This is a genomic window from Arthrobacter sp. JUb119 (genome assembly GCF_024807995.1).
GTDB lineage: Bacteria > Actinomycetota > Actinomycetes > Actinomycetales > Micrococcaceae > Glutamicibacter.
Genome location: NZ_JANUFE010000005.1, coordinates 279,553 through 304,350, shown reverse-complemented (window position 1 = coordinate 304,350; position 24,798 = coordinate 279,553). Strand labels below are relative to the sequence as shown.

The following is a 24,798-nucleotide window of genomic DNA, read 5'->3' as shown; positions in this document are numbered from 1 at the left end:
TACGCTCTGCCGGGTTAAATGGCGCAGGCGGGCACCGGTGAACCGGTGCCCGCCTGCGTCCGCGCAAGCCGGGGAGGCCTACTTGTCGGTCTTGACGACCAGAACGTCGCATGGTGCCGAGTGGGCCACCGAGGAAGCTACCGAACCGAGCACGCGGCCCAGGCCCTTCATGCCCACGTTGCCGACAACGATCATCGAAGCCTTGCGGTCCTCGGCGTCGGAGATCAGCACGTCACCTGGCTTGCCGTGGCCGGCAGCAGCGGTGATCTTGACGCCTGGCACAGCGTTCTTCACGTCGTTGGCTACGCGCTGGGCGAGCTTGCGGGCCTGCTCTGCGTCATCCAGGATCCAGGTATCGGAACCGATGGAAACGACCTCGGTGTTATCCGAAGCGTGAGCGGTGATGACCACCAGGTCAGCGTCGAGCTTGACGGCGAGTTCTGCAGCGCGGCGGGCTGCGCGCTGTGCGGTTTCGGAACCGTCTACGCCTACGATGATGGTTTCAGACATATTGTTCTCCTTATATGAGTGATGCATTAAGTGATGGGTAACACTTTATGGCCTTCAGGCCACTTTAGCCTGCAAAAAGTCCACGGCGCGCTGCCATGCGATGGCAGCCTGTTCGGGATCGTAGTTGCCGGCAGGGTTCTCGTCGTTGTGGAATGCGTGATCGGCGTCGTAGTAGAAGTACTGGACTTCCGCGCCTGATTCCTGGCGAATCTGCTCTTCCTGAGCCTTCGCCTGAGCCGGCGAGTACATCTGGTCCAGGTTCGCGTAGTGGCCCTGGATGGCCGCGCGGACTCCGGAAAAATCGTTGGGCACACCCTGGCCGACGCCATAGAAAGGCACGGCCGCGGCAATTTTCCCGCCTTGCTGGGCAGCCATCTGCAGCACGAAACCACCACCCATGCAGAAGCCGATGACGCCCAGCTTCTCGCTGGTGACGTGCTCATTGGCCAGCAGGTAGTCCACGGCACCGCTCAATAGCTGGGCCCCGGCGGCTTCCGGGAGCTGGGACATCATCTGCCCGGCTTCTTCACCGTCGTGGGTGATCCAGCCTCCATAGAGGTCCGGAGCCAGAGCCACGAAGCCCTGCGCGGCCAGCCGGTCGGCAACGTCGCGGATATGGTCGGTCAGACCCCACCATTCCTGGATCACGATGACCCCAGGGCCCTTGCCGGACTCCGGCAAGGCGAGATAGCCATGCGCTTGCGCGCCTGAAGAAGGGAAAGTCACGTTCTGGTGCGGGGTTTTGTCCGCCATGGTGCCTCCTGCTCTGCGTGTGCCTCCAGTTTATGCAGGTCTGGACGCCATTGGCATTGACCTGCCCCACATTGCGCCAAAGTTGTTCTATTTTCCGAGCGTGACCTCGCCGATACGTTCCAGCGCATCGACCACCAGATTCCAGAAGCCTTCGTGATCCAGGTCCACCGCCACGGAAGTATTGCAGTCGGCGGAAGCCGGCGCGCGGAAGTCCGTGACGGTCATCCCCAAGGTCAGCTCGCCACGCAGCTCAACACTGACCGGGGCCTTGACAGTGCGCACGATATCCGGGTCGATCACGTAGGCCACGGCGCATGGGTCATGCACCGGCGGTGCATCGAAGCCCTGGTGGTCTCGGTAGGCCCGGGCGAAGAAGTCCATCAGCTCGCGCACGAAGGTCGATGGGCCGGTGCCGATCTTCTCGATGCGTTCAACCACCTCGGAGGTGGCCAACGCCTGGTGGGTTAGGTCCAATCCGACCATCACCACCGGCCAGGCCTCGTTGAAGACGATGTGCGCAGCTTCAGGATCGATCTTGATATTGAATTCTGCCACCGCCGACCAGTTGCCGGTGTGGTAGCCGCCGCCCATCAGCACCACTTCGCGCACGCGTTCAACGATGCGCGGTTCCTTCCGGGCCGCCAAGGCGATATTGGTCAATGCGCCGGTGGGCACCAAGGTGATTTCACCGGGTTCATGGCTCATCACCAGGTCGATGATGACGTCCACGGCGTGGCGCCCATCGAGTTCGATGCCCGGCTCCGGCTGGGCCGGCCCGTCCATCCCGGAATCCCCGTGGACGTCTCCCGCGGTTTCCACTTCGCGCACCAGCGGACGGGCGCAGCCGGCCGCGAAGGGAATGCCGGTAATGCCGGCGATGGTACCCACGGCCAGCGCGTTGGCAGTGACCTTATCCAGGGTCTGGTTGCCGGCCACGGTGGTCACGGCCAGCAGGTCGATCTTGGGATTGCCATGGGCAAGAATCATTGCCACGGCGTCATCATGACCCGGGTCGCAGTCCAAAATGATCTTGCGCGGGGCATTGCTGTCCTGGGTCATGGCTTCTTCCTTCGCTCTGCCAGCTGGTGGCCGGTAGCTAAGTCGTGGGGGCGGATAGGCATCCTTTGATAATTCTTTCGCGTCCCCATGCTATCGTCAAGCGCTTAACGCAAAGCTGTCGCGTGTCACAACTCCGACTACGATGGAGCCATGAAGAATGGTGAGAAGTCCGGCAACTCGCGCGCTCCACGCCGCGTGACCGCAGCGATGGTAGCCGAACACGCCGGCGTTTCCACCGCAACGGTCTCTCTTGTTGCCAACGGGAAGTCGGCGGGCCGGGTCTCGGCCGCGAATGAGCAGCGCGTGCGTGAATCAATTCGCGAATTGGGCTACTTCGTCGACAGCATCGGCAGCTCGCTGGCCAAGGGCGTCAGTTCGCTGGTGGTCCTGGTGGCCCCGGATATCTCCAACCCCTTCTTTGCCAAGGTGATCGCTGGCGTGCGCTCGGTATTGGCTAGCGACTACCAGCTCCTGCTCTCGGTCACGGATGCCGGCGTCTCCCCCAGCGCCAGCGAAACGAGGAAGATCATGGGCCTCCGTCCGGCCGGGCTGCTGGTCCATGCCCCAAGCCAGGATTTCCTCGAGGAAATTTCGAGCAACCTCCCGCTGGTGGCCCTGGATGCCCCGGGCATCGATCCATCGATTCCTGCCGTGAATATGGATGTCGCCCAGGGAGCGCGGGAAGTCGTAGCCCATTTCGCTGCGCAGGGACACACCAGGGCCGCCTACATGGATGCCAGCACCGGCACCGAGACCCTGGCAGTGCGCCGCGAGGCCTTCCTGGCGGCGGCAAGGGAGTACGGCATCGAAGTGCTGCCATCTTCTGTTGCCAGCTCGATGATCGACGTCACTGAGGCTTCAGCGGCCTTTGGCCAGCATTGGCCCAAGTGGCATGAATCGGGCGTGACCGCACTGGGCTGCGCAACCGATAACCACGCTTTCGGCGTGCTGCATGCTTCGCGCCTGCTTGGTATCCGCATTCCGCAGCAGCTTGCGGTGGCCGGATTCGACGACCTTCCCTACTCGGCGACGTCCAGCCCTTCCATCACTTCCGTGCAGCTCAACGCCCAGGAAGGCGGGCGCCAGGCCGCATTGAAGCTGCGCGCGCTGCTCGATGGAAAAACCCCTGACCCACTGCAGACAATGCTGCCCAGTTCGTTGATTGTCCGCGGATCGACGCTGGGCAACTAAGGAGACTAGCCGGTGAACATGCATAAATGGCCTGCCAAGGTCACTGCCGCCATCGCCCTGCTGATTGCTTTGGGCCTGATCGTCATGTCCAGCGGAGTGCTGGGCCTCATTACCGGCCCGGCAACCCCACCGGGCACCGGCATCGAATCCGCCGCGCGCAGCTGGGTGCTACTGGATTAGCTTTCCGCTCTTCGAAACTTCGGGATCGGTGCATGAGGACAAATCGAAGCAGCACGGCCGGCGCTTGCCATCACGCAGCTTGGAAATACTGGCCTCCACTCGGCGTTCGCGCGTGGAAGGGTTCTTGGTCGCACCGATCCAGCGTACCCATTCCCAGCGGGCCATGGCAGTGAGCCCTGCCCACATCTCATCCAGATCCCCAGCCTCGCCCAGGGCACTGGCCAGGTCTTGCGGAATCCCTGTTTCCGGCCAGGTTCTAGCGACCCGGGCGGTCAATTCCACTTGATCCCCCGCCTCGGCCAACAGCTGGGGCGCGCCCTGTCCATCGAGGGCCAACCAGTGGCCTCGGCGCCCGTCGGGATCTATTACGACCACGTGGCCTTCATGCGCCTGGAGAAGTTCCACCGCAACCTGTCCGCGGCTTGGCAACTTGTCGCTGGATTCCTGGTCGAGCCTGATTATCTTCCGATCGTTGACCAGATCTGCAGTCCCATTCAGTTCGAATATCTCATTGGATACCGCCATGGGAATTCCCCTTCTCCGTTGTCCAAGGGCAGTCTATGGCACGGCGGCATTGCGCTTCCACGTGGCTAGACTGCTGTTATGACCCAACCTCCGCTGCTCGTTAGTTCCTGCCTGGCCGGCATCCCTTGCCGCTACAACGGCAAGGCGAAGGCAAACCCTGCCATCGTCGAGGCCGTGGCACGAGGAGAAGCCGTTGCGGCCTGCGCTGAGGAATTGGGCGAGCTCCCTACTCCGCGTCCGCCAGCGGAGATTGTCGGTGGCGATGGCCACGACGTGCTGGAAGGCCGGGCCTGCGTGATCGACATCAACGGCGAGGACATCAGCGGGCAGTTCATAGCTGGTGCCCAGAAGGTTTCGGATCTAGTCCAGCACCAGAGAATCACCGAGGCGATCCTGCAGGATCGCAGCCCCTCGTGCGGCTGCGGCACCATCTACGATGGCTCGCACACCGGAAAACTCGTTGCAGGCGATGGCGTACTGGCCGCCCTGCTCAAGCGCCGGGGCGTCAATGTCAGCGCGCCACCGGCAAACTGACACACCCTGCAAGATAACGATTCAGTTGCTCTTTTAAACAAAAAAATAACCCTCGATCCGAAGATCAAGGGTTATTTTCCATTTGTGCGCGAGGGGGGACTTGAACCCCCACGACCTTGCGATCACTGGCACCTGAAGCCAGCGCGTCTACCAATTCCGCCACTCGCGCATATTCTGTTTTCGTTGCCATCGTTCTTTGCAACAAGAAATAGCTTACACACTCATTTTCCGTTCACCTAATCGAAACCCTGATTTGTGGTTAGGGACACATGGGAAACCTTTTTGGGGCATTTATCGTTGATATTGACGCACTTGAGCCGCTCAAGGATTTTTCGGCATTTGCACAGCTGAAAACAGTAAGATCGAATATGAAGTTCTGTGTTCACAGCTTGGACGGCGTGAATGCAGGCTCGCAATAACCAGCCATGGACCCTAAGGAAGGAGCACGAATAATGGGCTTTCTCGACAATGTCGAACGCGGCTTAGAGAAGGTCGTCACTAGCTTCTTTCGTGGCACCAGCACCGCAGATCTCAAGCCAGTCGAACTGACTACCGCGCTACGCAATGACATGGACCGCGGAATCATGCCAATCAGCGAGGGCCGCAGCCTTGCAGCCAATGACTTCGTTGTCTCGCTGAGCACCAAGGACTACAACACCGCGCAGGGTTGGGGGCGGGGCGTCGTCAACGAAATGGCAAAGGTCACCGCTGAGCATGCGGCAGCCCAGGACTACTCGGTCCACGGCGACATCACGATCCATTTTGTTTCCAAGGACGATTTCAAGCCCGGAGAAATGGAGATTGCCAGCTCGGTCAAGGAGTCCAGCTCGCGCCCAGCAGCCTCGGCTCCGGTAAAAGAGCGAGCAGCAGCGCCCGCAGCGCCATCCGCCACCCCGCCGACAACCGCACAGCCACGTCCATCGGTCCGTCCGATTGCAGAGATCCCCAAGAAGCCCATGCAGAAGCAGGCAATTCTTGAGGTCGCTGGACAGCGCTACGCCCTGCATCACCACTCCATCGTGCTGGGCCGTTCGGCCAGCACCGATATTCCCGTGGATGATTCCGGCGTTTCCCGCCAGCATGTGCGTGTCGAAACCCGTGGCAAAACCAGTTTCGTCGTCACCGATCTGGGTTCAACCAATGGAACCTACGTGGACGGCAAGAAGATTTCGGAAGAAACCCGTATATTTGACGGTTCGATCATTACTATCGGACAGACAAAAATCGTCTTTCGGCTGATTACCTCGAACAACGGAGGCCGCGCGTGAACGACCTGGTTCTAAGCTTGTTCCGATTGGGCTTTTTGGTCCTCATCTGGCTGCTCGTATTAAGCGTTGTCGGATCGATGCGCCGCGACTTGGCCATCGGATCGCGGGCCCGCACCGGCAAGCCCAGCGCTCGGGAACTGAAGAAGAATCCAGAGCTGGCGGAACCAGAAGTGCCTGCGCGCAAGGCCGCCACGTCATTGGAAGTTGTTGAGGGCCCACTGGCCGGCAGCAGCATTCCCCTCCGCGGCCAACCGATCATGTTCGGGCGAGCTCAGGATGCCACCGTCGTTCTCGATGATGACTACGCTTCGGGACGCCATGCCCGCCTGTTCCCGCAGGGATCGCGCTGGTTCATTGAAGATCTCGGCTCAACCAACGGTACCTTCGTGGGTGACAACCAGCTCTCACGCGCCCAGGCAGTGGAGCCCGGCCAGCGAATCCGCATCGGAAAGACTGTCCTGGAATTGAAGCCCTAGCCTATGGCCCTCAAACTAAAATTTGCTGCGAAATCCGACGTGGGGCGGGTTCGCAAGAAGAATGACGACTCCGCCTACGCCGGCGCGTACCTCGCGGTGCTTGCCGATGGCATGGGCGGACACGTCGGCGGTGACGTGGCGTCAGCCTCCACCGTGCTTGATTTGGTGCATCTGGACCACGATGGCACCGCAGATCCGCAAAATGCCCTGCCGGATGAGATCCAGGCCGCCAATTTGGTGCTGAATGAACTCGTCGGCGCCAACCCGAAGCTTTCGGGGATGGGTACCACCGTCACTTCCCTGCTGCTCTCGGGAAGTACCCTGCACATGGCGCACATCGGCGACTCCCGCGCCTACCGCTTGAAGCACGGGGTCTTCGAGCAGATCAGCAAGGACCATACCTTCGTGCAGCGGCTGGTCGACGAAGGCCGCATCAAGCCGGCCGAGGCCGAGGTCCACCCGCATAAGAACGTGCTCTTGCGCGTGCTGGGCGACTCGGATGCCTCCCCGGAACTCGATGTCGACCAATTCGAGGCAGAACCCGGCGAACGCTGGATGCTGTGCTCTGACGGACTCACCGACGCGGTGCCGGTTCCGGTAATCGAGCAGATCATCCGCACTACCGCCGATATGGATGAAGCGGTCAACGACCTGGTTGCCATCACCTTGAAGAATGGTGCGCCGGATAACGTCACCGTGGTGATGTTCGAGGTTGTCGAAAACGCTGTCGTCGAAGGCGAAGCGCCCGCCGAACCAGAACCCGCACCGGATACCGGCCAGCTCACCATTGCCGCCGAAGGCGATGTCGAAGCCAGCGCTTCGCTGCTCCGCCATGAGATTTCCCAGCGTCCCCACCTGCTGGTGGGCGCCGCCCAGCTTGCGACGCAAACCGGCCAGATCCCGGTGGTGACCCAGCACACCGGCGAACGCCGTGCAGCTGCCTTGCTGACCCACCGTTCCCCGGCGGCCGGCGAGGTGCTGGATCCACTGGATGCTCCGGTGCAGCAGCGCCGTTGGATGATGCCGATCCTGCTGACCTTGACGGCTTTCTTCGTCATTGCCCTGGGCGTCTGGGGCTACATGTGGACCCAGACCCAGTACTTTGTTGGCACTGTCGATGGAAAGGTCGCAATCTACAAGGGCGTTCCCCAGGAGCTCGGACCGATTTCGCTCTCCGAGGTCGACACAGTCAGCAAGGTGCCGCTCGAAGCCCTGCCGGAGTATTCACGCCACCGCGTTGAATCGACCATCTCGGCAGAGAACCAGCAGCATGCCCAGATGATCATCCAGGAACTCCTGGTCACCGCGAAGCAGAACTGCCCGGTCACCGTTCCCGGATCCTCGGATTCCGCCAACCAGCTCGAACTGCCCGCCTACTGCCAGGAGATAATGCAATGACCGAAGTGCAAACCGCACCGGTGCCTCGGCGCAATCTCGAGCTGCTGCTGGTGCTGCTGGCCCTCTGCGTGGGCGGTGCCGCGTTCTATCTGGTGGGCAGCTCCACCGAGGATGTCGACAACACCGACTTCTACGTGCAGATGGGCATCCTGGCGGCACTATCCCTGACGGTTCATGTGCTGCTGCGCATCTTCGCCAAATATGCCGATCCAGTAATACTTCCGATTACGATTGCGTTGAACTCCCTTGGCTTAGCCATGATTCACCGCATTGACCTGGCTAAAGGAACGTCCCAGTCGGCGCGCCAGCTGCTCTGGACTGCCATTGCCATCGTCATTGCTTCGGTCGTTCTCTGGGCAATCAAGGACCACCGCCTGCTGCGTCGGTTTACCTATATCGCCCTGCTGCTATCGGTCGTATTGCTCCTGCTTCCGTTGATTCCCAAACTGGGTGTCACGATCAACGGTGCCCGCATTTGGATCCGCATGGGCATGTTCTCGCTGCAGCCAGGCGAACTCGCGAAGATCACCTTGTCGATCTTCTTCGCCGGTTATCTCTCGTCGAACCGCGACTTGATCCTGATGGCTGGCCGCAAGTTCGGACCGCTGCAGCTGCCCCGCCTGCGGGATATGGCTCCGATGGTTATCGCTTGGCTGCTCTCCATCGGCGTGCTCGTGGTGCAGCGAGACCTCGGTTCCGCGATCCTCTTCTTCGGCCTGTTCATCGTGATGATCTACGTGGCAACCGCGCGTATTTCCTGGGTGCTCATCGGTGCCTTGATGGTTGTCGCCGGCGGCATCGTCGCGGGCCTGACCATGGGCCACGTGACCCGCCGCCTGGACGTCTGGCTCAACGCCTTTGACCCTGCGATCTACCAGGCCAAGGGTGGCAGCATGCAGATCGTAGAAGGCTTATTCGGCATGGCTGACGGCGGCTTGTTCGGCACCGGCCTGGGCGCGGGTTCCCCCTACCGTGTTCCGCTGGCCAACTCCGACATGATCATTGCCTCCTTCGGCGAAGAAATTGGCCTGATCGGCGTGGCCGCGATCATCCTGCTCTACATGCTGCTGGTCTCCCGTGGCTTGCGGGCCGCCTTGGGCTCGGCCGATACCTTCGGCAAGCTACTGGCTGCAGGCCTGTCCTTCACCCTGGGCCTGCAATGCATCGTGATCATCGGAGGCGTCACCCGGCTGATCCCGCTGACCGGCCTGGCAACGCCATTTATGGCCGCCGGCGGCTCATCGCTGCTGGCGAACTGGATCATCATCGCGTTGCTGCTCCTGATCTCCCACAACTCGCGCCGCCCGAAGACTGGCGGCGTAGGACCAACCGATGAATTTGCAAGTGCCAGCACGGCCCTTACCTCCAGCACCAAGGCGGTGACGAAAAAGTGAATCATGCAATCAAGCGCGTTTGGGTTGCGCTAACCGTCCTGTTCGTCATCTGCCTGGGTGGACTGAGCTACATCCAGTTCTTCGACGCCAAGCCGCTCTCGGAGAATGCGCTGAACAAGCGCGAACTCTACCGCGAGTTCGACCTGCCCCGCGGCGCGATCCTGGTCGACGGCAAGCCGATTGCCGAATCCGTTCCGACCGATGATGGCCAGTTCGAATTCCAGCGTGTTTACCACGACGCGAAAACCTACGCCCACCTGACTGGCTACTATTCGCTCGCGAATGGCACCACCCAGCTCGAATCGCAGCTGAACGACTGGCTGACCGGCACGAGCTCGGATCTGCTCTTTGACCGCTTGTCGGCCATGTTCACCGGTACCCGTTCCGAAGGCGCCTCGGTTGAGCTGACCATTGACGGGCAGTTGCAGAAGACTGCCTTCGAAGCGATTCCTGACGACTTGAAGGCCACGATCATCGTGACCAATCCGAAGACCGGTGACATCCTGGCGATGGCTTCCAAGCCAAGCTACAACACCAACCTGCTGGCGGTGCACTCGACCTCCCAGGCGGCCCAGAACCTGAAGGACATCAGCAACACCGACGGCTTGAGCCCCTACCGGAACCCGGCCATCAGCAACCCGGTGACCCCAGGTTCCTCGTTCAAGATCCTCAGCACCGTTGCGGCCCTGGAATCAGGCAAGTTCGATATGGAAACCCCCATCGACAATCCGGTGTCGGTGAATTATCCGCATTCGACCGCTAAGATGAACAACTTCAATGAGGGCATCTGCGCGCGGGATACCCGGGCAAGGCTCGAGTTCATCTTTGCCCAGAGCTGCAACACCCCGTTCATGGAAATCAGCCAGACCGTCGGCAAGGATGCCTTCACCGAGGTTGCCGAGCGCTTCGGCTACGGGCAGCAGCTGAGCATCCCGCAGAATGTTGTTCCAAGCGAGTTCCCTTCTGCTGAGGCCAATGAAGCGCAGATGGCGCAGATGGCAATCGGCGAATGGGAAAACAAGGCTACTCCGCTGCAGATGAACATGGCCGCCATGGCCATCGCCAATGACGGCGTGATCATGAAGCCGAATTTGATCGGCAAGGTCATCGCGCCGGATCTTCGAGTTATCGAGGACCCGAAGCCGGAGAAGTTCTCCACGGCCACCACCCCGGAAGTTGCCGAACAGCTCACCGAGCTGATGGAAGGCCCGGTTGTGAGCGGTACGGCCATGAATGCCCGCGTTCCCGGCGTGGATTTCCGAGCCAAGACCGGCACCTCGCAGCGACCGTCAGAGAACGGAGTCCGCATGGTGAACTCCTGGATGACCGGTTTCGCACCGGCCGATGATCCGCAGGTTGCCATCACGGTCAATATTCAAGACGTAGATTACAACACCGGCCACAACACGGCAGGTGCACTTATGAAGACGATGTTAGAGGCGGTGTTCAACAAGTGAGGCCAGTAACCGGCACCACCTTGGGCGGTCGTTACAAGCTGACCGACCGCATTGCGATCGGTGGCATGGGCGAAGTTTGGAAGGCACGAGACCAGGTCCTAGGACGTCTGGTAGCGATCAAGATCCTCAAAGAGGAATACACCGATAATGAGAGCTTCCTGACGCGTTTCCGCGTGGAAGCACGCCACACCGCGCTGCTGAACCACCCTGGCATCGCTGGCGTCTTCGACTACGGCGAGGAACAGGGCTCCGCCTATCTGGTGATGGAACTGGTTCCCGGCCCGCCGCTGTCCACCATTATCGAGCGCGAGCGCAAGCTCGACGTGGACCGTACGCTCTCGCTGATCGCGCAGACCGCCCGCGCGCTGGCAGCAGCCCACGAGCACGGCCTGGTGCACCGCGATGTGAAGCCGGGTAACATCCTGGTGATGCCTTCGGGCGTCGTGAAGATCACCGACTTCGGCATTGCCCGGCTTGCTGACCAGGTTCCGCTGACCGCCACCGGGCAGGTAATGGGAACCGCCCAGTACTTGGCCCCGGAACAGGCCACCGGGCAGATCGCCACCGGCAGCTCTGACATCTACGCCTTGGGCGTGATCGGCTACGAGTGCCTGGCAGGACGCCGCCCGTTCACCGGCGAATCGCAGATCGCCATCGCCCTGGCACAGGTCAACGATGCTCCCCCGGCGCTGCCGGACACCATCCCGGCACCGGTACGCCAGCTGATCATGTCGATGCTGGCCAAGAACCCGTCGGATCGCCCGAAGGACGCAACGGCGCTGGCGAAGGCCGCCGATGCGCTGCGCTCCGGTGATACCAATACCGCGACCTTGGCCGTTCCCGGCATGCTGGCCACCGGTATCGCCACCGACGCAACCCAAGTGGTCAACATGGGTAACGACGCCACCCAGGTGGTGCCGCGTGCTGATTCCGCGCCGACAATGACCAATGCGATGCCAACCGTGGTGGAACCTGCCGGCGCTACCAGCGGTTTCTCCGGGTCCAGTGCCGCAGCCGGCGGATTCGATGACGAGGACGTGGATACCCAGGATCCGGCTGGCGAGGCCGGGGCCAAACGCAGCCCTTGGCTGATCCCGCTGATCGTGATCATCGCGCTGGCCGCCGTGATTGCCTTGCTGGCGTGGCTGATCCCTGCCATGAGCAGCGACAAGGACAACCAGCCGACGGCTTCGGTCACGCAGAGCACCGATGTTTCCCAATCCCCTTCTCCGACCGAGGAATCCACCGATCCTTCGGAGGAAACCACCGAAGCATCGGAGACCTCCGAGTCCTCTTCCCCGACCCCGAGTGAAACCGTGACCTACGTAGAGGTTCCGGCCTCGCTGGTGGGCCAGGATATCGACACCGTGACGGCAGAGCTTGAGGGCAAGGGCCTGGTCGTTGACGCGACCCCGCAGGAAACCAATGAGTACGACCCACGCGAAGTCATTTCGCTGAACCCGACCGGCAGCGTCGAAAAGGGCGAAACCATTTCGATTACCTACGCCATGGCTCCCGAAACCGTTGGCGTTCCTTCGGTAACCGGCATGGGCTACGAAGCTGCGCAGAAGCGCATCCAGGACGCTGGGCTGGCCGTGGCCAAGGGCGAGGAACGCCATGACTCTTCGGTCGCTGGCACGGTGCTTGCGCAGGACGTTCCAGCCGGCAGCGAAGTAGAGCCGGGCACCACGGTGACCCTGGATATTTCCATGGGCCCAGAAGAACCCGAAGCATCCGAGTCCGCTACCCCGTCGGCATCTGAATCCCCAGAAGCTGCAGAGCCGGACCAAAGCGAAGCGCCATGAGTGAAGTCGAAGCCTTGCCCCCCGGCTTGCCACGGTTGATCAACGATCGCTACGAGATCGAATCGCTGGTAGGCCGCGGCGGCATGGCGGATGTCTATCTTGCCACCGACCATGTGCTTTCGCGCAAGGTCGCGGTCAAGGTGCTGCGCCCGGATACCGCAAGCAACCCCATGGTGGTCAATCGATTCCGCCGTGAAGCCAAGGCCGTCGCGGGCCTGAGCCATCCGAATATCGTTGCCGTCTACGACACCGGCGAGCTGCCTGCTACCGATCATAGCCGTGAGCGCTTGCCCTTCATGGTCATGGAATACGTGACCGGCCGGACTCTGAAGCAGGTGATCGCTTCGGGCGATGTCGACGCTTCCTTCGCTGTGCACGTCACCCGCGGCGTATGCAATGCCCTGGATCATTCGCACAATAACAATGTCGTCCACCGCGACATCAAGCCGGCCAACGTGATGGTGACCGATGCCGGCCACGTGAAGCTGATGGACTTCGGCATAGCCCGTGCCTTGGACACTTCGGCGACAATGACGCAGACCGCCGCTGTGGTGGGAACCGCCCAGTACTTCTCTCCTGAGCAGGCACGCGGCGAACAGGTCGATTTCCGTTCGGATATCTACTCTGTTGGCTGCCTGTTCTACGAGCTGATGACCCAGCGCCCCCCGTTCACCGGTGATTCGCCGGTTTCGGTCGCGTACCAGCACGTTGGCGAGATTCCGTCAGCGCCCAGCGAGGTCAAGCACGACGTTGACCCGATCTTCGACCCGATCGTTTCCAAGGTTCTGTCCAAGGAACGCGATGACCGTTTCCAGAGCGCAGGCGCTTTCGCGGCTGCGTTGGAAGATGCACTGAACGGCATTGAATTCCATGATGACGAACCGGCACCATCAACCTACACCTTGCCGATATACGGCATGCACGGCGAGACTGAAACCGGGTTCATCGCGCAGTCAGCGCCAGGCACCAGCCAGCACCCGGTCTTCGTCGAAGATGAGGCTCCCGAAGCTCCTGCACGGCACAAGTCCAACCGCGGCCTGATCATCCTGCTGACCATCATTGCCCTGATTGCTGTGGGTATCGCCAGTTTCCTGGTGATCCGCTCGATCCAGGCCGAGGCTGAAAAGCGTGCCCCAGTTGCTGTGCCCAAGGTCCTGGAGATGTCCGAAGACGACGCACGTGAATTGCTGCGCGATTCCACCTTCCAGGTGCGTGTAGAGCGGGAATTCAGTGATGAAGTAGAGCAGGGCAAGGCGACCCGAACCGACCCGGCAGAAGGGTCCATGGTTTCCAAGGAATCCACGGTTGCGCTATTCATTTCCGATGGTTCGGAACAGCGCACGATTCCCAAGGATCTGGCGAACCAGTCCGAGACGGCTGCCCGCGATGCCCTGCGTGAAGCTGGCCTCGAAGTGGGTGAAGTCAGCCGGGAGAACTCTGCAACCATTCCAACCGACTGGGTTATTGGCACCAGCCCGGAGCTGGGCTCCAAGGTGAAGGCCGGCAGCGAAGTCGACCTGATCCTTTCTACCGGCATGGTGACCGTTCCGGTCGTTACCGAGATGAGCCGTGAGGAAGCTGAAGAGAAGCTCTCTGCGGACGACATCGGGTTGGAAGTTCAGTTCGATGAGGTGGCAACCGACGACTACCCTGAGGGAACCCTGTTCAAGCAGTCCCCCGAGGCCTCCGAGGACGTGGCTCAGGGAAGCCTGGTGAAGATTTCTGTGGCCAAGGCTCCGCCGGCACCAGAACCAAGTGAAGAACCATCGCCCAGCGGGACCGAATCTCCAGATTCAGAAGAATCCGATGATCCGTCCGACAGTGCTTCGCCTACCAGTGACGCTCCGGCTCCTTCCAATGGGAACGGCCCGCCAGATCGGACTAACCCGCCACGGGAAAACGGGCGCGACCGATAGGCTGCTAGGCTACTCTCCGCTGAAGAGCGGGCTCAGGGTCGTGGCCTTCTTGGCTGCCCCCTGAAGTCCTACGAATTCCAGCCAATTGCCCAGCATCTGGTATCCCTGCTCGGTCAGCACCGACTCTGGGTGGTACTGCAGGCCCCATAGTGGTGCTTCCCGGTGCGCCAGCCCCATGATGACTCCCCCGGCGGTAGCAGCGATGATTTCAAGCTCAGCAGGGATGCTCTCGCGTACGGCTGCCAGGGAGTGGTAGCGCGTTGCGGTGAAGGGGTTGGCTACCTGGTTGAAGACCGGGTGGTTTTCGTGGCTCACCAGCGAGGTCTTGCCGTGCATTAGTTCTTCGGCGTGCGTGACCGTGCCGCCATAGGCTTCAGCGAGCGCCTGATGCCCAAGGCAGACACCGAGCATTGGCTTGCGCTGCTGCCCGCACCACTTGATCAGATCGATGCTGACACCCGCTCCTGCAGGCTCGCCCGGGCCCGGGGAGATCAGCACACCGTCGTATTCCGCAGCCAACTTGGTTGCTTCCCCAACGCTCAAATCGTCGTTGCGGTATACGGTGGTTTCCGCGCCCAGCTCCTGCAGGTAACCCACGAGGGTGTACACAAAGCTGTCGTAATTATCGATCACGAGGATCCTGGTGCTGCTCACGGGGTGCTCTGGCCAATCGTTGAATCGGTGAATGGGCTGATGTACTGGTTCAGCCATGGGAAAACGTACATCATCAGTAATAGCACGATCGCGGCAATGAGAATCAATGCTTCAAAAATACGAAGCCACAAAGGGCCGGGCAGATTTCTAAATATCCAGGCGTACATCTCTTCTCCTAGCTCGTTGCGTCGATGACCATGTCACGGATTTCCTTCGGCGGACCTGCATCCAGAGGACGCCAATCGGTGAGTTCCGAATACGCGATCATGCGTTGCTGGGTCGAGTACTTCGGATGGCAGGTGGTCATGGTCAAGATGGACTTCGTTGGTTCCACTCCCCACTGGTGCGGGGTAGGCAACAGGACATCGCCATTGGATGGAGCCACAATCTCGGTGGCGTACCAGGTGTAGGTGTAATACCCCTGTGCAGTCTGCAGATAGATCTTGTCGCCGTCTTGCAGCTTGTCAATATCCCAGAAGACCTGGCCATGGGTCTGGCGGTGGGCCGCTACGGCGAAGTTGCCCAGCTCCCCCGGTTGCTGCGTGGTCGGGTAATAGCCAATGCCGAGGTTATCGATCACGTGGTCTTCCACTCCGTAGGTCACCGGGTGGTGCGATCCGCTAGCGCCAAAGCGCGGGAAATACATGATCCCGAAAGTTTCTCCGGGAGCCAATTCCGTGACCGGAGCCGGACCGTAGTCCTTCTCCTCTTCCTCCTCGTTGCCTTCCGGCACCACGACCTCGCCAAGTTCTTGCACGAGGTTTGCGGTGACTTCCTTCTGGGCCTGGGCCGAGTCGATATTCGTCCACCACAGTTCCCACACCACGTAGAGCATCAGCAAGATGCCAAGGGTGATCAGCAGTTCGCCAAAGAATCCGGCAATACGGTTTCCTGCCGACGGTCGTCGGTGCTGCATGCGACGTCCCTGCGCAGTGGCTGATCGGTTCACGGCGGTCTGGCTCCTTAAGGGAAAGAAATGCGCGAAATAGGTCAACTAAGATGGGTCGATACTGGCCAAAACCCAGAGTTCCAGCGGGTAACGGCTAGTATGGAAGCTACGTAGGAATGCACTAAGCAGTTCTCAGCATTCTTGCACCCAAGCCTACCGGGAAGACCTGAAGGTCACCCACATTTACTACATTAAGCAGATGAAGCCGAGGGAGCATTCGAGTGCCGGAGTCAAAGCCACGACGCAAGAAGAATTCACAGCCGCAGGAGACGCGCCAGAGCGCCCATGCCATCGATAAGCCGATGCCGGGCTGGTACAAGCCAGTCATGTTCGGACTGATGCTTCTGGGCTTGCTGTGGATCATCGTTTATTACGTTTCGCAGACCCTGTACCCGATTCCGAATATCGGCGGTTGGAACATCGTTGTCGGCTTCGGTATTGCGATGGTCGGCTTTTTCATGACAACGGGCTGGAAATAGCCGTATCGCCGGCCCCCTGCTGAGGGGGCCGGCGAAGTTGTTTAATGGCGGCTTTTGATATTAGTGGCTGACGGCTTTCAAGCCGATGATGCAACCAACCAATCCGAGAATGAAGACCATCTTCAGTACGCTGAAGGCTTCCTGTCCGGTGGCCATCGAGTAAATGACGGCAAGCGAGGCTCCGATGCCTACCCAGATGGCATATGCAGTGCCGACGGGAATTTCCTTCATGGCGTAGGCCAGTCCACCCATGGACACAACCAGCGCCGCGAAGAAGACGATGGTCGGAACGAGTTTGGAGAACCCCTCGCTCATGCCAAGAGCGATGGCCCATACCGCTTCGAATAGTCCGGAAACGATCAAAATTACCCAATGCATGCCAGATACTTTCTGGCCGTCTTGTCGCGCTCCGGGTACGGCTCCCTCGTCCGGGTCCAAGCAATGATTGCTGGTGACCACCTCAGGCTAGCAAATGCAGGCCTTGCTGTCTCGCGGCTGTGACCAAAATGCCACCTATCCTCGCGAGGATCTGCGAGTCCACAGCCCAGCGCTGAAAATACAGTGGCACATCGATAAACCATTGCTCGTTGAGTACATGCAGCCCGCTGGCTTTCTGCAGCTGCGTTTCTGGAATCATCCCCCACCCCATCCCCGCTTCTATGGCCGCAACGAACTGCATGGAATCTGGAACATGGTGGACTTGGCCTTCCGGTCGCGCTTTAGCCCCGGCAACCCGCTGGAGCATCTCATGCTGCAAGGGATCCTCACGATCGAAGACCACCATCGGAGTGCGAATGAGCTCTTCCACGGCCCCAGTAGGTACATGGCGTTGGACCACCGAAGCTTGCGCGGCTGCGCGATAGCGCAGTGCACCCAGTTTGTCACTGATGCAACCCTGGATATTCTCCTCCGCATTGGTGACCACGGCGCTGACGCGACCGGTTCGAAGTAGCTCCAGTCCCCTGTTTTCATCGGTACGCACTATTTCACAGGAGAGGTCTTCGAACTTCGCGAGCTCGTAGAATACCGGACCGAACCAAGTGGAGAGCGAATCCGCGTTGACTCCAATGGCGATCGGGATCGGATTTTCGGAGGCTATCTCTTTGGAGAACTCTGCACTGAGCAGCGTCATCTGTCGCGCATAGCGCAGAACTTTCAGTCCATGCTCGGTAGGCCTAACCGGGCGACTGCGGACGAGCAGGACTGCGCCCAGGCGGTTCTCCAAGGCCTTGATGCGCTGGCTGACGGCCGAAGCGGTCACTCCCAGATCAATCGAGGCATCATCGAAGCTTCCCGCATCAACTACCGCAAGCAGGGTTTCGAGGTGTTCCACATCCATGTTCACATTAGGAACTCTAATCTAGAATCAGAAACTTAAGTTCGACGCAGATCAGCTAATCTCTTACAGTTTCTACATGCTCTCTGGATCCTTGTTCTTCGGCTTTACCACTGGCCTGTCCCTCATCGTCGCCATCGGTGCGCAAAATGCGTTTGTGCTGCGCCAGGGAATCAGGAAAGAGCATGTTTTCATCACCGCTTTGGTGTGCTCATTATCAGATGCGATCCTGATTGCCGCCGGAGCCAGCGGCATGGGAGCGCTTGTCGACCGAGCGCCCTGGATATTGGTGATTGCGCGAATAGGCGGTTTCATCTTCCTGGCAAGCTACGCGATTTTCGCTTTCCGCCGAGCACTGAAGCCCGAGGCGCTGAAAGTCTCAGGGCTCCCCGGTGCAACAACAGCCGTCTCGATCATCGGAACGACGTTGGCCCTCACCTGGCTGAATCCACATGTCTATATCGACACGGTACTGCTTCTTGGTTCAATTGCTACTTCCCAAGCCGCAGGCGCACCCTATTTCGCCACTGGTGCGATCATTGCCAGCTTCACTTGGTTCTTCGCACTTGCCTACGCCGCACGTTTCCTTGCCCCGCTCTTTGCCAACCCCAAGGCGTGGCAGGTACTTGATGTACTTATCGGAATCGTCATGCTCATCTTTGCCAGCATGCTGATCCTGCCAGTTCTCACCAAGTAATCCACAGGCAAACACGCTTATCCACAGTGACTGTGAACAACTTTTATAAACAGTTGTTCACAAAGTTATCCACAGCTGGGGAGAACTTGGGTAGAGTTCACGATTTTTCGGATAAAGTACAGGTCAACGGGGATATTGGAAACTGAAATGACATGCTTGTAAGTTATTAACATTGTGGATTCCGGCTGTGGATAAGGCGTGATTCCGCTTATTGAACCGTGATTCTCATGATTCGTTTAAACTTTCGAACCCGAAGTTATTAACAGTCGGTGGATTCGTATATGCACTATCTACAGGGGTTGTTAAAAATTTATCCACAACTGGGGACAAGGTTGTGAGTATTGGGTACTCCAAGGCGAATATCCCTGATATCACGGGGTCTTGGGGCTGTTAATAACCACTAGGCCTCGAGAGTTACACGCTTGTAAGTTATTAACAGTGTGGATAAGCAGTGTGGATAACTGCATTGCTTCTTTTCGAACTATCCCAAGGGCCACTTCACTGCTTCCGTGGAGAGGTAAAGGGCTGCCAGCAACGCAATCGACAAGGCCGTGAGTAAAAGTATCTGGTTACGCGCACGCTGTGGATTACTTCGCGGGATCAGCACAATGCAGCAGGCTGCGAGGATACCCAATATCGCTCCGCCCAGATGCCCCTGCCACGAAATACTGGGAATAACGAAGCCGAGAACGACATTCAGCGCCAGGATAATTCCCATGGAGCGAAGTGCCTGCTTGTTGGAACGGAACACTACAAAAGTTGCGAGGAACAAGCCTGCCAGTGCGCCCGAAGCGCCGAGCGTGGCGCTGATCGGGTTGCTCAGCAGGAGAACGCCCAGTGAACCGCCAAAAGCGCTGAGCAGGTATAGCCAGGTGAAGCGCAGCCGTCCCATCCTTGGTTCGAGCATGGTGCCGAAGATGTAGACGCCGTACATGTTCATGGCAAGGTGCAAGAAGGAGCTCGTCGAGTGGGCAAAGGCGCTGGTGATCAGGCGCCATGGCTCATAGGCGGCCAGAGCCGGCGCAAGTACAAGCTGATTGGTGAATCCAGGGATGATCCACTGCAGCAGATACACCAGCACGTTCAGGCCGATGAAAGTGTAGGTGATAACAGGAGCACCGGATCGAGCCCGGCCACCGAATTGGGTCTTCTGCCGCGGCAGGTTCTTATTGGCTTGCGCGACGCAGTCTACGCATTGCACACCTACAGGCGCAGAGACCTGGCACTGCGGGCAGACCGGACGTCCGCACCGGTGGCATGAAACATAGGACACCGTCTGCGGGTGTCGATAGCACGTCGGAGTTGCTTGGCCCTCTGGGAAAACCTGTCCAAAGGACATCAGTACCTGCCTTGAGTTGGGGGAGAAGGATTAAATACTCGAGGCCCCGACAATGCCGCTAGGGAATCGTCGGAGCCTCGGGTTGGTGCGCCCGTGTTGTTACAGGGTCTCGATGTCGACCGAGTTGATAACGACGTCTTCCAGTGGCTTGTCACGGCCATCGGTAGCAACGGCGTTCAGCGCGTCAACGATCTTGCGCGAGTCAGCGTCAAGGACTTCACCGAAGATGGTGTGCTTGCCCTGCAGCCAGGTGGTAGGAACGGTGGTGATGAAGAACTGCGAACCGTTGGTTCCACGGCCCATGCGGATGCCCGCGTTGGCCATGGCCAGCTTGTAAGGCTCGTTGAAGTTCAGTTCTGGGTGGATCTCATCATCGAACTGGTAGCCTGGGCCGCCGAAGCCCTGGCCCAGTGGGTCGCCACCCTGAATCATGAAATCAGAAATGATGCGGTGGAAGATGGTTCCGCTGTACAGCGGGGTGTTGGTCTTCTTGTCACCGGATTCTGGGTGTACCCACTCCTGCTCACCGGTCGAGAGGCCAACGAAGTTCTTTACGGTCTTTGGTGCGTGGTTGCCAAAGAGATCGACAACGATATCGCCCAAAGTAGTGTGAATCGTGGCTTTATGAGTTGCGTTTGCGGTCATGCCTTCATTCTTCCATGATCTATGCTCGACCCGCTAAATACTGACGTACGCGTTGAGAGAAAATTTGGACCATTCTTAGGTTGCTTGTCCGATACTGCTGGCCACTGGGCATAGAACTGCCTAGTCTTGAACTGTCGGTTAGCGTGAATTTTTTCGGATCGGGAGCAATGCATGAGCAAGAAGAGCAAAGCAGGAAAAGTACTAGCCGTTGGCTTGATTGCGGGACTTGTCGCAGTGCTGGTAGCTGTGTGGAAGGCCTCGAAACCAATTGAGGATCCATGGGAAAACGAACCACTTCCTGCACAACCGCACGAGCCTGTTGAATCGCGTGAAGCCAGCGTGGAAGAAATCCGCGAAATCCTCGAAGATGACAAATAAAGCCGTCTAGGCTGCTTTTGGTTGGGCTTGCCCTCGAATCACGAGGGCAAGCCCAACAAGTATCACGGCCAACCCGGCATAGGTAGCGATAGGAACTACCTGCCCCAAGAACATTGCCGCCAGGATTGCCGCGCCAGGAATCTCGAGCAGAATCAGCGTCGAGACCGTGAGCGGACCGAGCACGCTGAGCAAATGATTCATGGCGGTATGGCCAAAGATCTGCGCGCAAAGCGTCAGCAGAATGATCGCCATCCATCCTCGGGCGTCGAAACCCCAAATCGGCGTTCCAGTCAGGAAACACAGGATTAGCAGCACTGCGGCGGTAATGGCATAGCAGCTCGAGGCATACGTTGTAGTTCCCAAGGTCCTGCGAGCCACGGATCCGGCCAGCGTGTACACAGCGGCCAAGACGCCACCGGCTAGTGCCAAGAGGTCGCCAATGATGGCATCACGTCCCAGCCCCATGTCGAATCCCGTGATGATGATTGCACCAAGCAGCGCAATGCCCATGCCAAGGAAAACCTGCGTTCGATATTTGGTTCCGCGAAGAACCTGGTAAATCGCGATCCAGACACCTTGGATGCACACCAGTGCCGTTCCAGCAGCCACGCTGGTTAGTCGCATCGAATACATGAAGCACACGAAATGCAGTGCGAGAGCTACACCTGCTACCCCGGTGAAGAACCATTCTCGCCCGGTCATCTGCAGATAAGCTTTGGAGTTCTTTCGCAGTGCCGGTGCGCTGAGCGCGGCCGCCGCAGCTCCATTGCGCCAAAAGGCCATGGAGAGAACCGGGACACCAGGGAAGGCGGCAATAATGGGGCCGGATGCCGAAATCCCGAGAATTCCGACCAAGGCAAGCAAGATGGTCACCAATCAAGATTACAGTTTCCCAGCGCATGGGCTTCATTCGAACTCGGAACGTGCCGGATCCGGCGAATACTTGGACAGATCAAGATATTCTTATGATGGAATACTTTTATCCGTGCCCGCACTCTCGAGCTATTTAGCGTCTTTTCTCCGCCAATAAGCTGCGATCAATGCGCCGGACAAGTTATGCCAAACAGAGAATACGGCACCTGGCAGAGCGGCTTCAGGCGAGAAGTATTGCTTCGCTAGCCCACCGGCGAGGCCTGAATTCTGCATGCCGACTTCGATGGCAATTGTGCGCCGGGAAGCTTCGGGAACGCGCAACAGGACACCCATGGCATACCCCAAAGCCAGGCCCAGGGCATTATGCAAAATGACCGCAACCAGGACCAGCAGGCCAGCAGTCAAAATCGTCTGTGCACTGCCCGCGACGATGACCGTCACCACGAAGGTGATGGCTAGCACCGACAGCCATGGCAGCACACCACCGATCTTCGCCACGAACCGGTTGAACAGCATGCGCAGGACGATGCCTAGGACCACAGGGATCAGTACGATCTTGATGACGCTGACGGCCATGGATCCAGCATCGACCGGCATGTACTGGCCAGCCAGCCACAAGGCCAGCGCCGGGGTCAGCAGCGGTGCGAGCAAGGTCGACACGGACGTCATGGCAACGGACAAGGCGACATTGCCTCGAGCCAGGTAGGAAACCACATTCGATGCCGTGCCACCTGGTGCGCAGCCAACCAGGATCAGGCCGGCGGCCAAGGCAGGTTCAAGCTGCAGCAGCGTGGCGACCAGCCAGCCCATGGATGGCATCACGATGAACTGCGCTGCGACACCGCCGAGCACCGGCAACGGGTTCTTGAACACCAAGGCGAAGTCTGGCAAGGTCAGCGTCAGCCCCATGCAGAACATGATCACCATCAGCAGGGGATTTATCCATCCGGAAAACCCCACGAACGCTTGGGGAACGAGCATTCCGCACAGTCCGCCCAGCAAAATCAGCACAGGGAATAGCAACACCGCGATGCGGGAGTCTTTTTCGTTCTTATTGGCATTTACCGCCACGGCGGAAGGGCTGGACTGTTCATAGGGCACCTAGGTATTTTGCCACTAAAGAGTTGCGGCCACAACGAGACAGCTGAAGTTAATCCACTACCCTTGTCATATTCACTTGCGTGTAATTGACGAAAAGCATGCTGAAGATGTGAAGGTAGCAATCGTCGCTGAATCGTTCCTTCCCCATTTCAATGGGGTCACCAACTCAATCCTCAAGACGCTGGATCACCTCAGGCAGACTGGCCAGGAGGCCGTGGTCATTACCCCTGCAGGCTCGCTGGCAGGGGAGCTGTCGGGCCATGGCGTGCCAAAGCTCTATCAGGGCTTCAAGATCCTCACAGTTCCGTCGATGCCTTTGGCAAGCTATCCCGAGGTTCGGGTCGCTACCACCAGTGTGGCGCGCCTGCGCAAGATGCTGGCTCGAGAGCGCGTCGACGTAGTTCATCTGGCTAGCCCGTTCATCCTTGGATGGCAGGCTCTGCGCGCTGCACAGGAACTCGAATTGCCCACCGTGGCGCTGTATCAGACCGAGGTTCCCAGCTACGCGGCACGCTACAAAATGCCGTGGCTGACGCAGAGGCTCTGGGAGCACGTCAGAGCGATCCACACGGGTGCGGACCTCACTCTGGTTCCAAGCACGTTTTCCTACCACCAGCTCGAATCTCTGGGCGTTCCGCGGCTTGCCATTTCAGGCAGGGGAGTAGATACAGCGCAGTTCACGCCAAGACGGCGAAGCGAGCAGTTCAGGCAGGCGGTTGCCCCGAATGACGAGGTAGTCATTGGCTACGTCGGCCGGCTGGCAGCAGAGAAGCAGGTCGCGGACCTGCAGGCCCTGGCGAGTCTTGAGAATACTCGGCTGGTGATCGTCGGTTCCGGCCCACTCGAGGACGAACTGCGCAGCCTTTTGCCCAACGCCCACTTCACCGGTTTCCTTTCCGGGGAACGCTTGGCCGAGGTCATGGCTTCGATGGACATCTTTGTGCATCCTGGCGCCTCAGAGACCTTTTGCCAGACCATTCAGGAAGCCATGGCCTGTGGTGTGCCTGTCGTGGCCGTAGGCCGTGGGGGACCGCTGGATCTGGTGGATTCCTCGCGCACGGGCTGGCTCTATCAGCCAGGAAACCTTAGTGAGCTGCGCAGTCGGGTCAGCGACTTGGCCTATGACGATGCGAAACGGCTGGCTTTTGCCAGCGCTGCGCTTAGCAGTGTCCAGGATCGGTCCTGGCACAGCATTGGCGAGCAGCTTATTGGACACTATGAGCATGTCCGGATGGCCCGGATCCCGCACTAGCGAAATAGAATTTTCTTCTGGATACGCAAAAGGCGGAAAGTTTTCACTTTCCGCCTTTTGGCAAATGTGGAGCCTAGGAGAATCGAACTCCTGACATTCTGCTTGCAAAGCAGACGCTCTACCAACTGAGCTAAGGCCCCGTATTCAATTTTGAAGTTTCCACTCCAAGACCAATCCAACCGGATCAATCAAAAAGAATTAGCGGAAAGTTTTCACTTTCCGCCACTTTCTTTTGTGGAGCCTAGGAGAATCGAACTCCTGACATTCTGCTTGCAAAGCAGACGCTCTACCAACTGAGCTAAGGCCCCAAAAGCTTTAGGAAACTTTATCGGCTACCTGATGCCAGGTTTCCTTCGTTTCCGACGAAGCCTTCGCTTTCTTGACCAAGACTACTGCAGCAGCCGCGATCGATGCGAGAACCAGGAACTTTTTCATTACTCCCTCTTTCTCTCCAGCAAGGTTTCCGTGGGCGTACCAAGACTTGAACTTGGGACCTCTTCGTTATCAGCGAAGCGCTCTAACCGCCTGAGCTATACGCCCTTGCTTTTGTTTTTGTTCCCTTCGGAACGAAATAAAACTTTACCGGTGTTCTCCCAAAGATACAAATCGAGCCCGGGTGTCATGCATCA

28 protein-coding genes, 4 tRNA genes and 1 riboswitch are annotated in these 24,798 nt (G+C 58.9%); of the genes, 14 read left to right on the top strand and 18 right to left on the bottom strand.

Annotated features, from left to right (window positions below; translation table 11 throughout):
* Positions 1 to 78: 78 nt before the first annotated feature.
* From M2368_RS14640 to uriH, 3 genes are all read right to left on the bottom strand, one after another.
* The gene (locus tag M2368_RS14640; RefSeq protein WP_038992696.1) at positions 79 to 510 is read right to left on the bottom strand and encodes a universal stress protein; all 432 of its coding nucleotides are present in this window, start codon (positions 508 to 510) and stop codon (positions 79 to 81) included.
* A 54-nt stretch (positions 511 to 564) separates the two neighbouring features.
* Positions 565 to 1,263, bottom strand: coding sequence for a dienelactone hydrolase family protein (locus M2368_RS14635; RefSeq protein WP_105658664.1), 699 nt, complete (start codon positions 1,261 to 1,263; stop codon positions 565 to 567).
* Between the two features lie 87 nt (positions 1,264 to 1,350).
* Entirely contained in the window at positions 1,351 to 2,322 is a 972-nt protein-coding gene (uriH, locus tag M2368_RS14630; protein WP_105662192.1) for a uridine-preferring nucleoside hydrolase UriH, read from the bottom strand.
* A 150-nt stretch (positions 2,323 to 2,472) separates the two neighbouring features.
* On the opposite strand from uriH, the gene M2368_RS14625 reads away from it, so the two are divergent.
* Together M2368_RS14625 and M2368_RS14620 are read left to right on the top strand one after the other, a co-directional pair.
* The gene (locus M2368_RS14625; RefSeq protein ID WP_498724615.1) at positions 2,473 to 3,513 is read left to right on the top strand and encodes a LacI family DNA-binding transcriptional regulator; all 1,041 of its coding nucleotides are present in this window, start codon (positions 2,473 to 2,475) and stop codon (positions 3,511 to 3,513) included.
* A 12-nt stretch (positions 3,514 to 3,525) separates the two neighbouring features.
* Positions 3,526 to 3,693, top strand: coding sequence for a hypothetical protein (locus tag M2368_RS14620; protein WP_166650740.1), 168 nt, complete (start codon positions 3,526 to 3,528; stop codon positions 3,691 to 3,693).
* On the opposite strand, the gene M2368_RS14615 is transcribed toward M2368_RS14620, so the two are convergent.
* Positions 3,682 to 4,218 (bottom strand): YdeI/OmpD-associated family protein, encoded by a 537-nt coding sequence (locus tag M2368_RS14615; protein WP_105658667.1) that lies wholly within the window; start codon positions 4,216 to 4,218, stop codon positions 3,682 to 3,684. The genes M2368_RS14620 and M2368_RS14615 overlap by 12 nt on opposite strands.
* Positions 4,219 to 4,296: 78 nt before the next feature.
* Here M2368_RS14615 and M2368_RS14610 point away from each other — a divergent pair, with 78 nt between their 5' ends.
* Complete coding sequence (locus M2368_RS14610; protein WP_105658668.1) at positions 4,297 to 4,752, top strand: 2-thiouracil desulfurase family protein; 456 nt, start codon at positions 4,297 to 4,299, stop codon at positions 4,750 to 4,752.
* A gap of 85 nt (positions 4,753 to 4,837) precedes the next feature.
* Here the strand turns inward: M2368_RS14610 and M2368_RS14605 are convergent.
* A tRNA-Leu gene (locus tag M2368_RS14605) sits at positions 4,838 to 4,921 on the bottom strand.
* Positions 4,922 to 5,204: 283 nt separating this feature from the next.
* Between M2368_RS14605 and M2368_RS14600 the strand changes: the two genes are divergently transcribed.
* From M2368_RS14600 to pknB, 7 genes are read left to right on the top strand one after another with little or no spacing between them, the layout of a single operon-like run.
* Positions 5,205 to 6,020: an FHA domain-containing protein gene (locus M2368_RS14600; protein WP_181148929.1), complete on the top strand. Its 816-nt coding sequence runs from the start codon at positions 5,205 to 5,207 to the stop codon at positions 6,018 to 6,020.
* Positions 6,017 to 6,496 (top strand): FHA domain-containing protein FhaB/FipA, encoded by a 480-nt coding sequence (locus M2368_RS14595; RefSeq protein ID WP_105658670.1) that lies wholly within the window; start codon positions 6,017 to 6,019, stop codon positions 6,494 to 6,496. The genes M2368_RS14600 and M2368_RS14595 overlap by 4 nt, the downstream gene beginning before the upstream one ends.
* Before the next feature lie 3 nt (positions 6,497 to 6,499).
* On the top strand, positions 6,500 to 7,894 hold the full coding sequence (locus tag M2368_RS14590; protein WP_105658671.1) for a PP2C family protein-serine/threonine phosphatase: 1,395 nt from the start codon (positions 6,500 to 6,502) through the stop codon (positions 7,892 to 7,894).
* Entirely contained in the window at positions 7,891 to 9,288 is a 1,398-nt protein-coding gene (locus M2368_RS14585) for an FtsW/RodA/SpoVE family cell cycle protein (protein ID WP_105658672.1), read from the top strand. The genes M2368_RS14590 and M2368_RS14585 overlap by 4 nt, the downstream gene beginning before the upstream one ends.
* Positions 9,285 to 10,745 (top strand): peptidoglycan D,D-transpeptidase FtsI family protein, encoded by a 1,461-nt coding sequence (locus M2368_RS14580; protein ID WP_105662196.1) that lies wholly within the window; start codon positions 9,285 to 9,287, stop codon positions 10,743 to 10,745. Before M2368_RS14585 ends, M2368_RS14580 begins: the two co-directional genes overlap by 4 nt.
* Entirely contained in the window at positions 10,742 to 12,550 is a 1,809-nt protein-coding gene (locus tag M2368_RS14575; RefSeq protein WP_105658674.1) for a protein kinase domain-containing protein, read from the top strand. Before M2368_RS14580 ends, M2368_RS14575 begins: the two co-directional genes overlap by 4 nt.
* Entirely contained in the window at positions 12,547 to 14,466 is a 1,920-nt protein-coding gene (gene pknB / locus M2368_RS14570) for a Stk1 family PASTA domain-containing Ser/Thr kinase (RefSeq protein WP_332726977.1), read from the top strand. Before M2368_RS14575 ends, pknB begins: the two co-directional genes overlap by 4 nt.
* A 9-nt stretch (positions 14,467 to 14,475) precedes the next feature.
* Here pknB and M2368_RS14565 read toward each other — a convergent pair whose 3' ends face one another.
* From M2368_RS14565 to M2368_RS14555, 3 genes are read right to left on the bottom strand one after another with little or no spacing between them, the layout of a single operon-like run.
* Positions 14,476 to 15,120 (bottom strand): anthranilate synthase component II, encoded by a 645-nt coding sequence (locus M2368_RS14565; RefSeq protein ID WP_105658676.1) that lies wholly within the window; start codon positions 15,118 to 15,120, stop codon positions 14,476 to 14,478.
* Positions 15,117 to 15,287: a hypothetical protein gene (locus M2368_RS14560; protein ID WP_013347422.1), complete on the bottom strand. Its 171-nt coding sequence runs from the start codon at positions 15,285 to 15,287 to the stop codon at positions 15,117 to 15,119. The genes M2368_RS14565 and M2368_RS14560 overlap by 4 nt, the downstream gene beginning before the upstream one ends.
* Before the next feature lie 8 nt (positions 15,288 to 15,295).
* Positions 15,296 to 16,069: a class E sortase gene (locus tag M2368_RS14555; protein WP_105658677.1), complete on the bottom strand. Its 774-nt coding sequence runs from the start codon at positions 16,067 to 16,069 to the stop codon at positions 15,296 to 15,298.
* A gap of 221 nt (positions 16,070 to 16,290) precedes the next feature.
* Here M2368_RS14555 and M2368_RS14550 point away from each other — a divergent pair, with 221 nt between their 5' ends.
* Positions 16,291 to 16,548, top strand: coding sequence for a cell division protein CrgA (locus tag M2368_RS14550; protein ID WP_105658678.1), 258 nt, complete (start codon positions 16,291 to 16,293; stop codon positions 16,546 to 16,548).
* Between the two features lie 60 nt (positions 16,549 to 16,608).
* On the opposite strand, the gene M2368_RS14545 is transcribed toward M2368_RS14550, so the two are convergent.
* Entirely contained in the window at positions 16,609 to 16,926 is a 318-nt protein-coding gene (locus M2368_RS14545) for a DMT family transporter (RefSeq protein WP_105658679.1), read from the bottom strand.
* Positions 16,927 to 16,937: 11 nt separating this feature from the next.
* Positions 16,938 to 17,003, bottom strand: a riboswitch (guanidine-III (ykkC-III) riboswitch).
* Between the two features lie 5 nt (positions 17,004 to 17,008).
* A complete protein-coding gene (locus tag M2368_RS14540; protein WP_498724625.1) occupies positions 17,009 to 17,887 on the bottom strand; it encodes an ArgP/LysG family DNA-binding transcriptional regulator in 879 nt (292 codons plus the stop codon).
* 76 nt (positions 17,888 to 17,963) lie between these two features.
* Here M2368_RS14540 and M2368_RS14535 point away from each other — a divergent pair, with 76 nt between their 5' ends.
* The gene (locus M2368_RS14535; protein ID WP_105658681.1) at positions 17,964 to 18,581 is read left to right on the top strand and encodes a LysE/ArgO family amino acid transporter; all 618 of its coding nucleotides are present in this window, start codon (positions 17,964 to 17,966) and stop codon (positions 18,579 to 18,581) included.
* Positions 18,582 to 19,062: 481 nt separating this feature from the next.
* Here the strand turns inward: M2368_RS14535 and M2368_RS14530 are convergent, their stop codons facing one another.
* Together M2368_RS14530 and M2368_RS14525 are read right to left on the bottom strand one after the other, a co-directional pair.
* Positions 19,063 to 19,782, bottom strand: a complete 720-nt coding sequence (locus M2368_RS14530; RefSeq protein WP_166650743.1) for a rhomboid family intramembrane serine protease — start codon at positions 19,780 to 19,782, stop codon at positions 19,063 to 19,065.
* 237 nt (positions 19,783 to 20,019) lie between these two features.
* A complete protein-coding gene (locus M2368_RS14525; protein ID WP_105658683.1) occupies positions 20,020 to 20,565 on the bottom strand; it encodes a peptidylprolyl isomerase in 546 nt (181 codons plus the stop codon).
* Positions 20,566 to 20,736: 171 nt separating this feature from the next.
* On the opposite strand from M2368_RS14525, the gene M2368_RS14520 reads away from it, so the two are divergent.
* Entirely contained in the window at positions 20,737 to 20,943 is a 207-nt protein-coding gene (locus M2368_RS14520; RefSeq protein WP_105658684.1) for a hypothetical protein, read from the top strand.
* Positions 20,944 to 20,949: 6 nt separating this feature from the next.
* Here the strand turns inward: M2368_RS14520 and M2368_RS14515 are convergent, their stop codons facing one another.
* Together M2368_RS14515 and M2368_RS14510 are read right to left on the bottom strand one after the other, a co-directional pair.
* Positions 20,950 to 21,816 carry a DMT family transporter gene (locus M2368_RS14515; protein WP_105658702.1) on the bottom strand — a complete coding sequence of 289 codons (867 nt, stop codon included), beginning with the start codon at positions 21,814 to 21,816 and terminating at the stop codon, positions 20,950 to 20,952.
* Between the two features lie 129 nt (positions 21,817 to 21,945).
* Positions 21,946 to 22,917 carry a bile acid:sodium symporter family protein gene (locus M2368_RS14510; RefSeq protein ID WP_332594769.1) on the bottom strand — a complete coding sequence of 324 codons (972 nt, stop codon included), beginning with the start codon at positions 22,915 to 22,917 and terminating at the stop codon, positions 21,946 to 21,948.
* A gap of 109 nt (positions 22,918 to 23,026) precedes the next feature.
* On the opposite strand from M2368_RS14510, the gene M2368_RS14505 reads away from it, so the two are divergent.
* Positions 23,027 to 24,169: a glycosyltransferase family 4 protein gene (locus tag M2368_RS14505; protein ID WP_400341851.1), complete on the top strand. Its 1,143-nt coding sequence runs from the start codon at positions 23,027 to 23,029 to the stop codon at positions 24,167 to 24,169.
* 67 nt (positions 24,170 to 24,236) lie between these two features.
* On the opposite strand, the gene M2368_RS14500 is transcribed toward M2368_RS14505, so the two are convergent.
* From M2368_RS14500 to M2368_RS14485, 4 genes are all read right to left on the bottom strand, one after another.
* Positions 24,237 to 24,309: transfer RNA gene (locus tag M2368_RS14500), tRNA-Ala, on the bottom strand.
* 95 nt (positions 24,310 to 24,404) lie between these two features.
* A tRNA-Ala gene (locus M2368_RS14495) sits at positions 24,405 to 24,477 on the bottom strand.
* A 7-nt stretch (positions 24,478 to 24,484) separates the two neighbouring features.
* A complete protein-coding gene (locus M2368_RS14490) occupies positions 24,485 to 24,604 on the bottom strand; it encodes a DLW-39 family protein (protein WP_219844366.1) in 120 nt (39 codons plus the stop codon).
* Between the two features lie 31 nt (positions 24,605 to 24,635).
* Positions 24,636 to 24,709 (bottom strand) — tRNA-Ile (locus M2368_RS14485).
* Positions 24,710 to 24,798 lie beyond the last annotated feature (89 nt).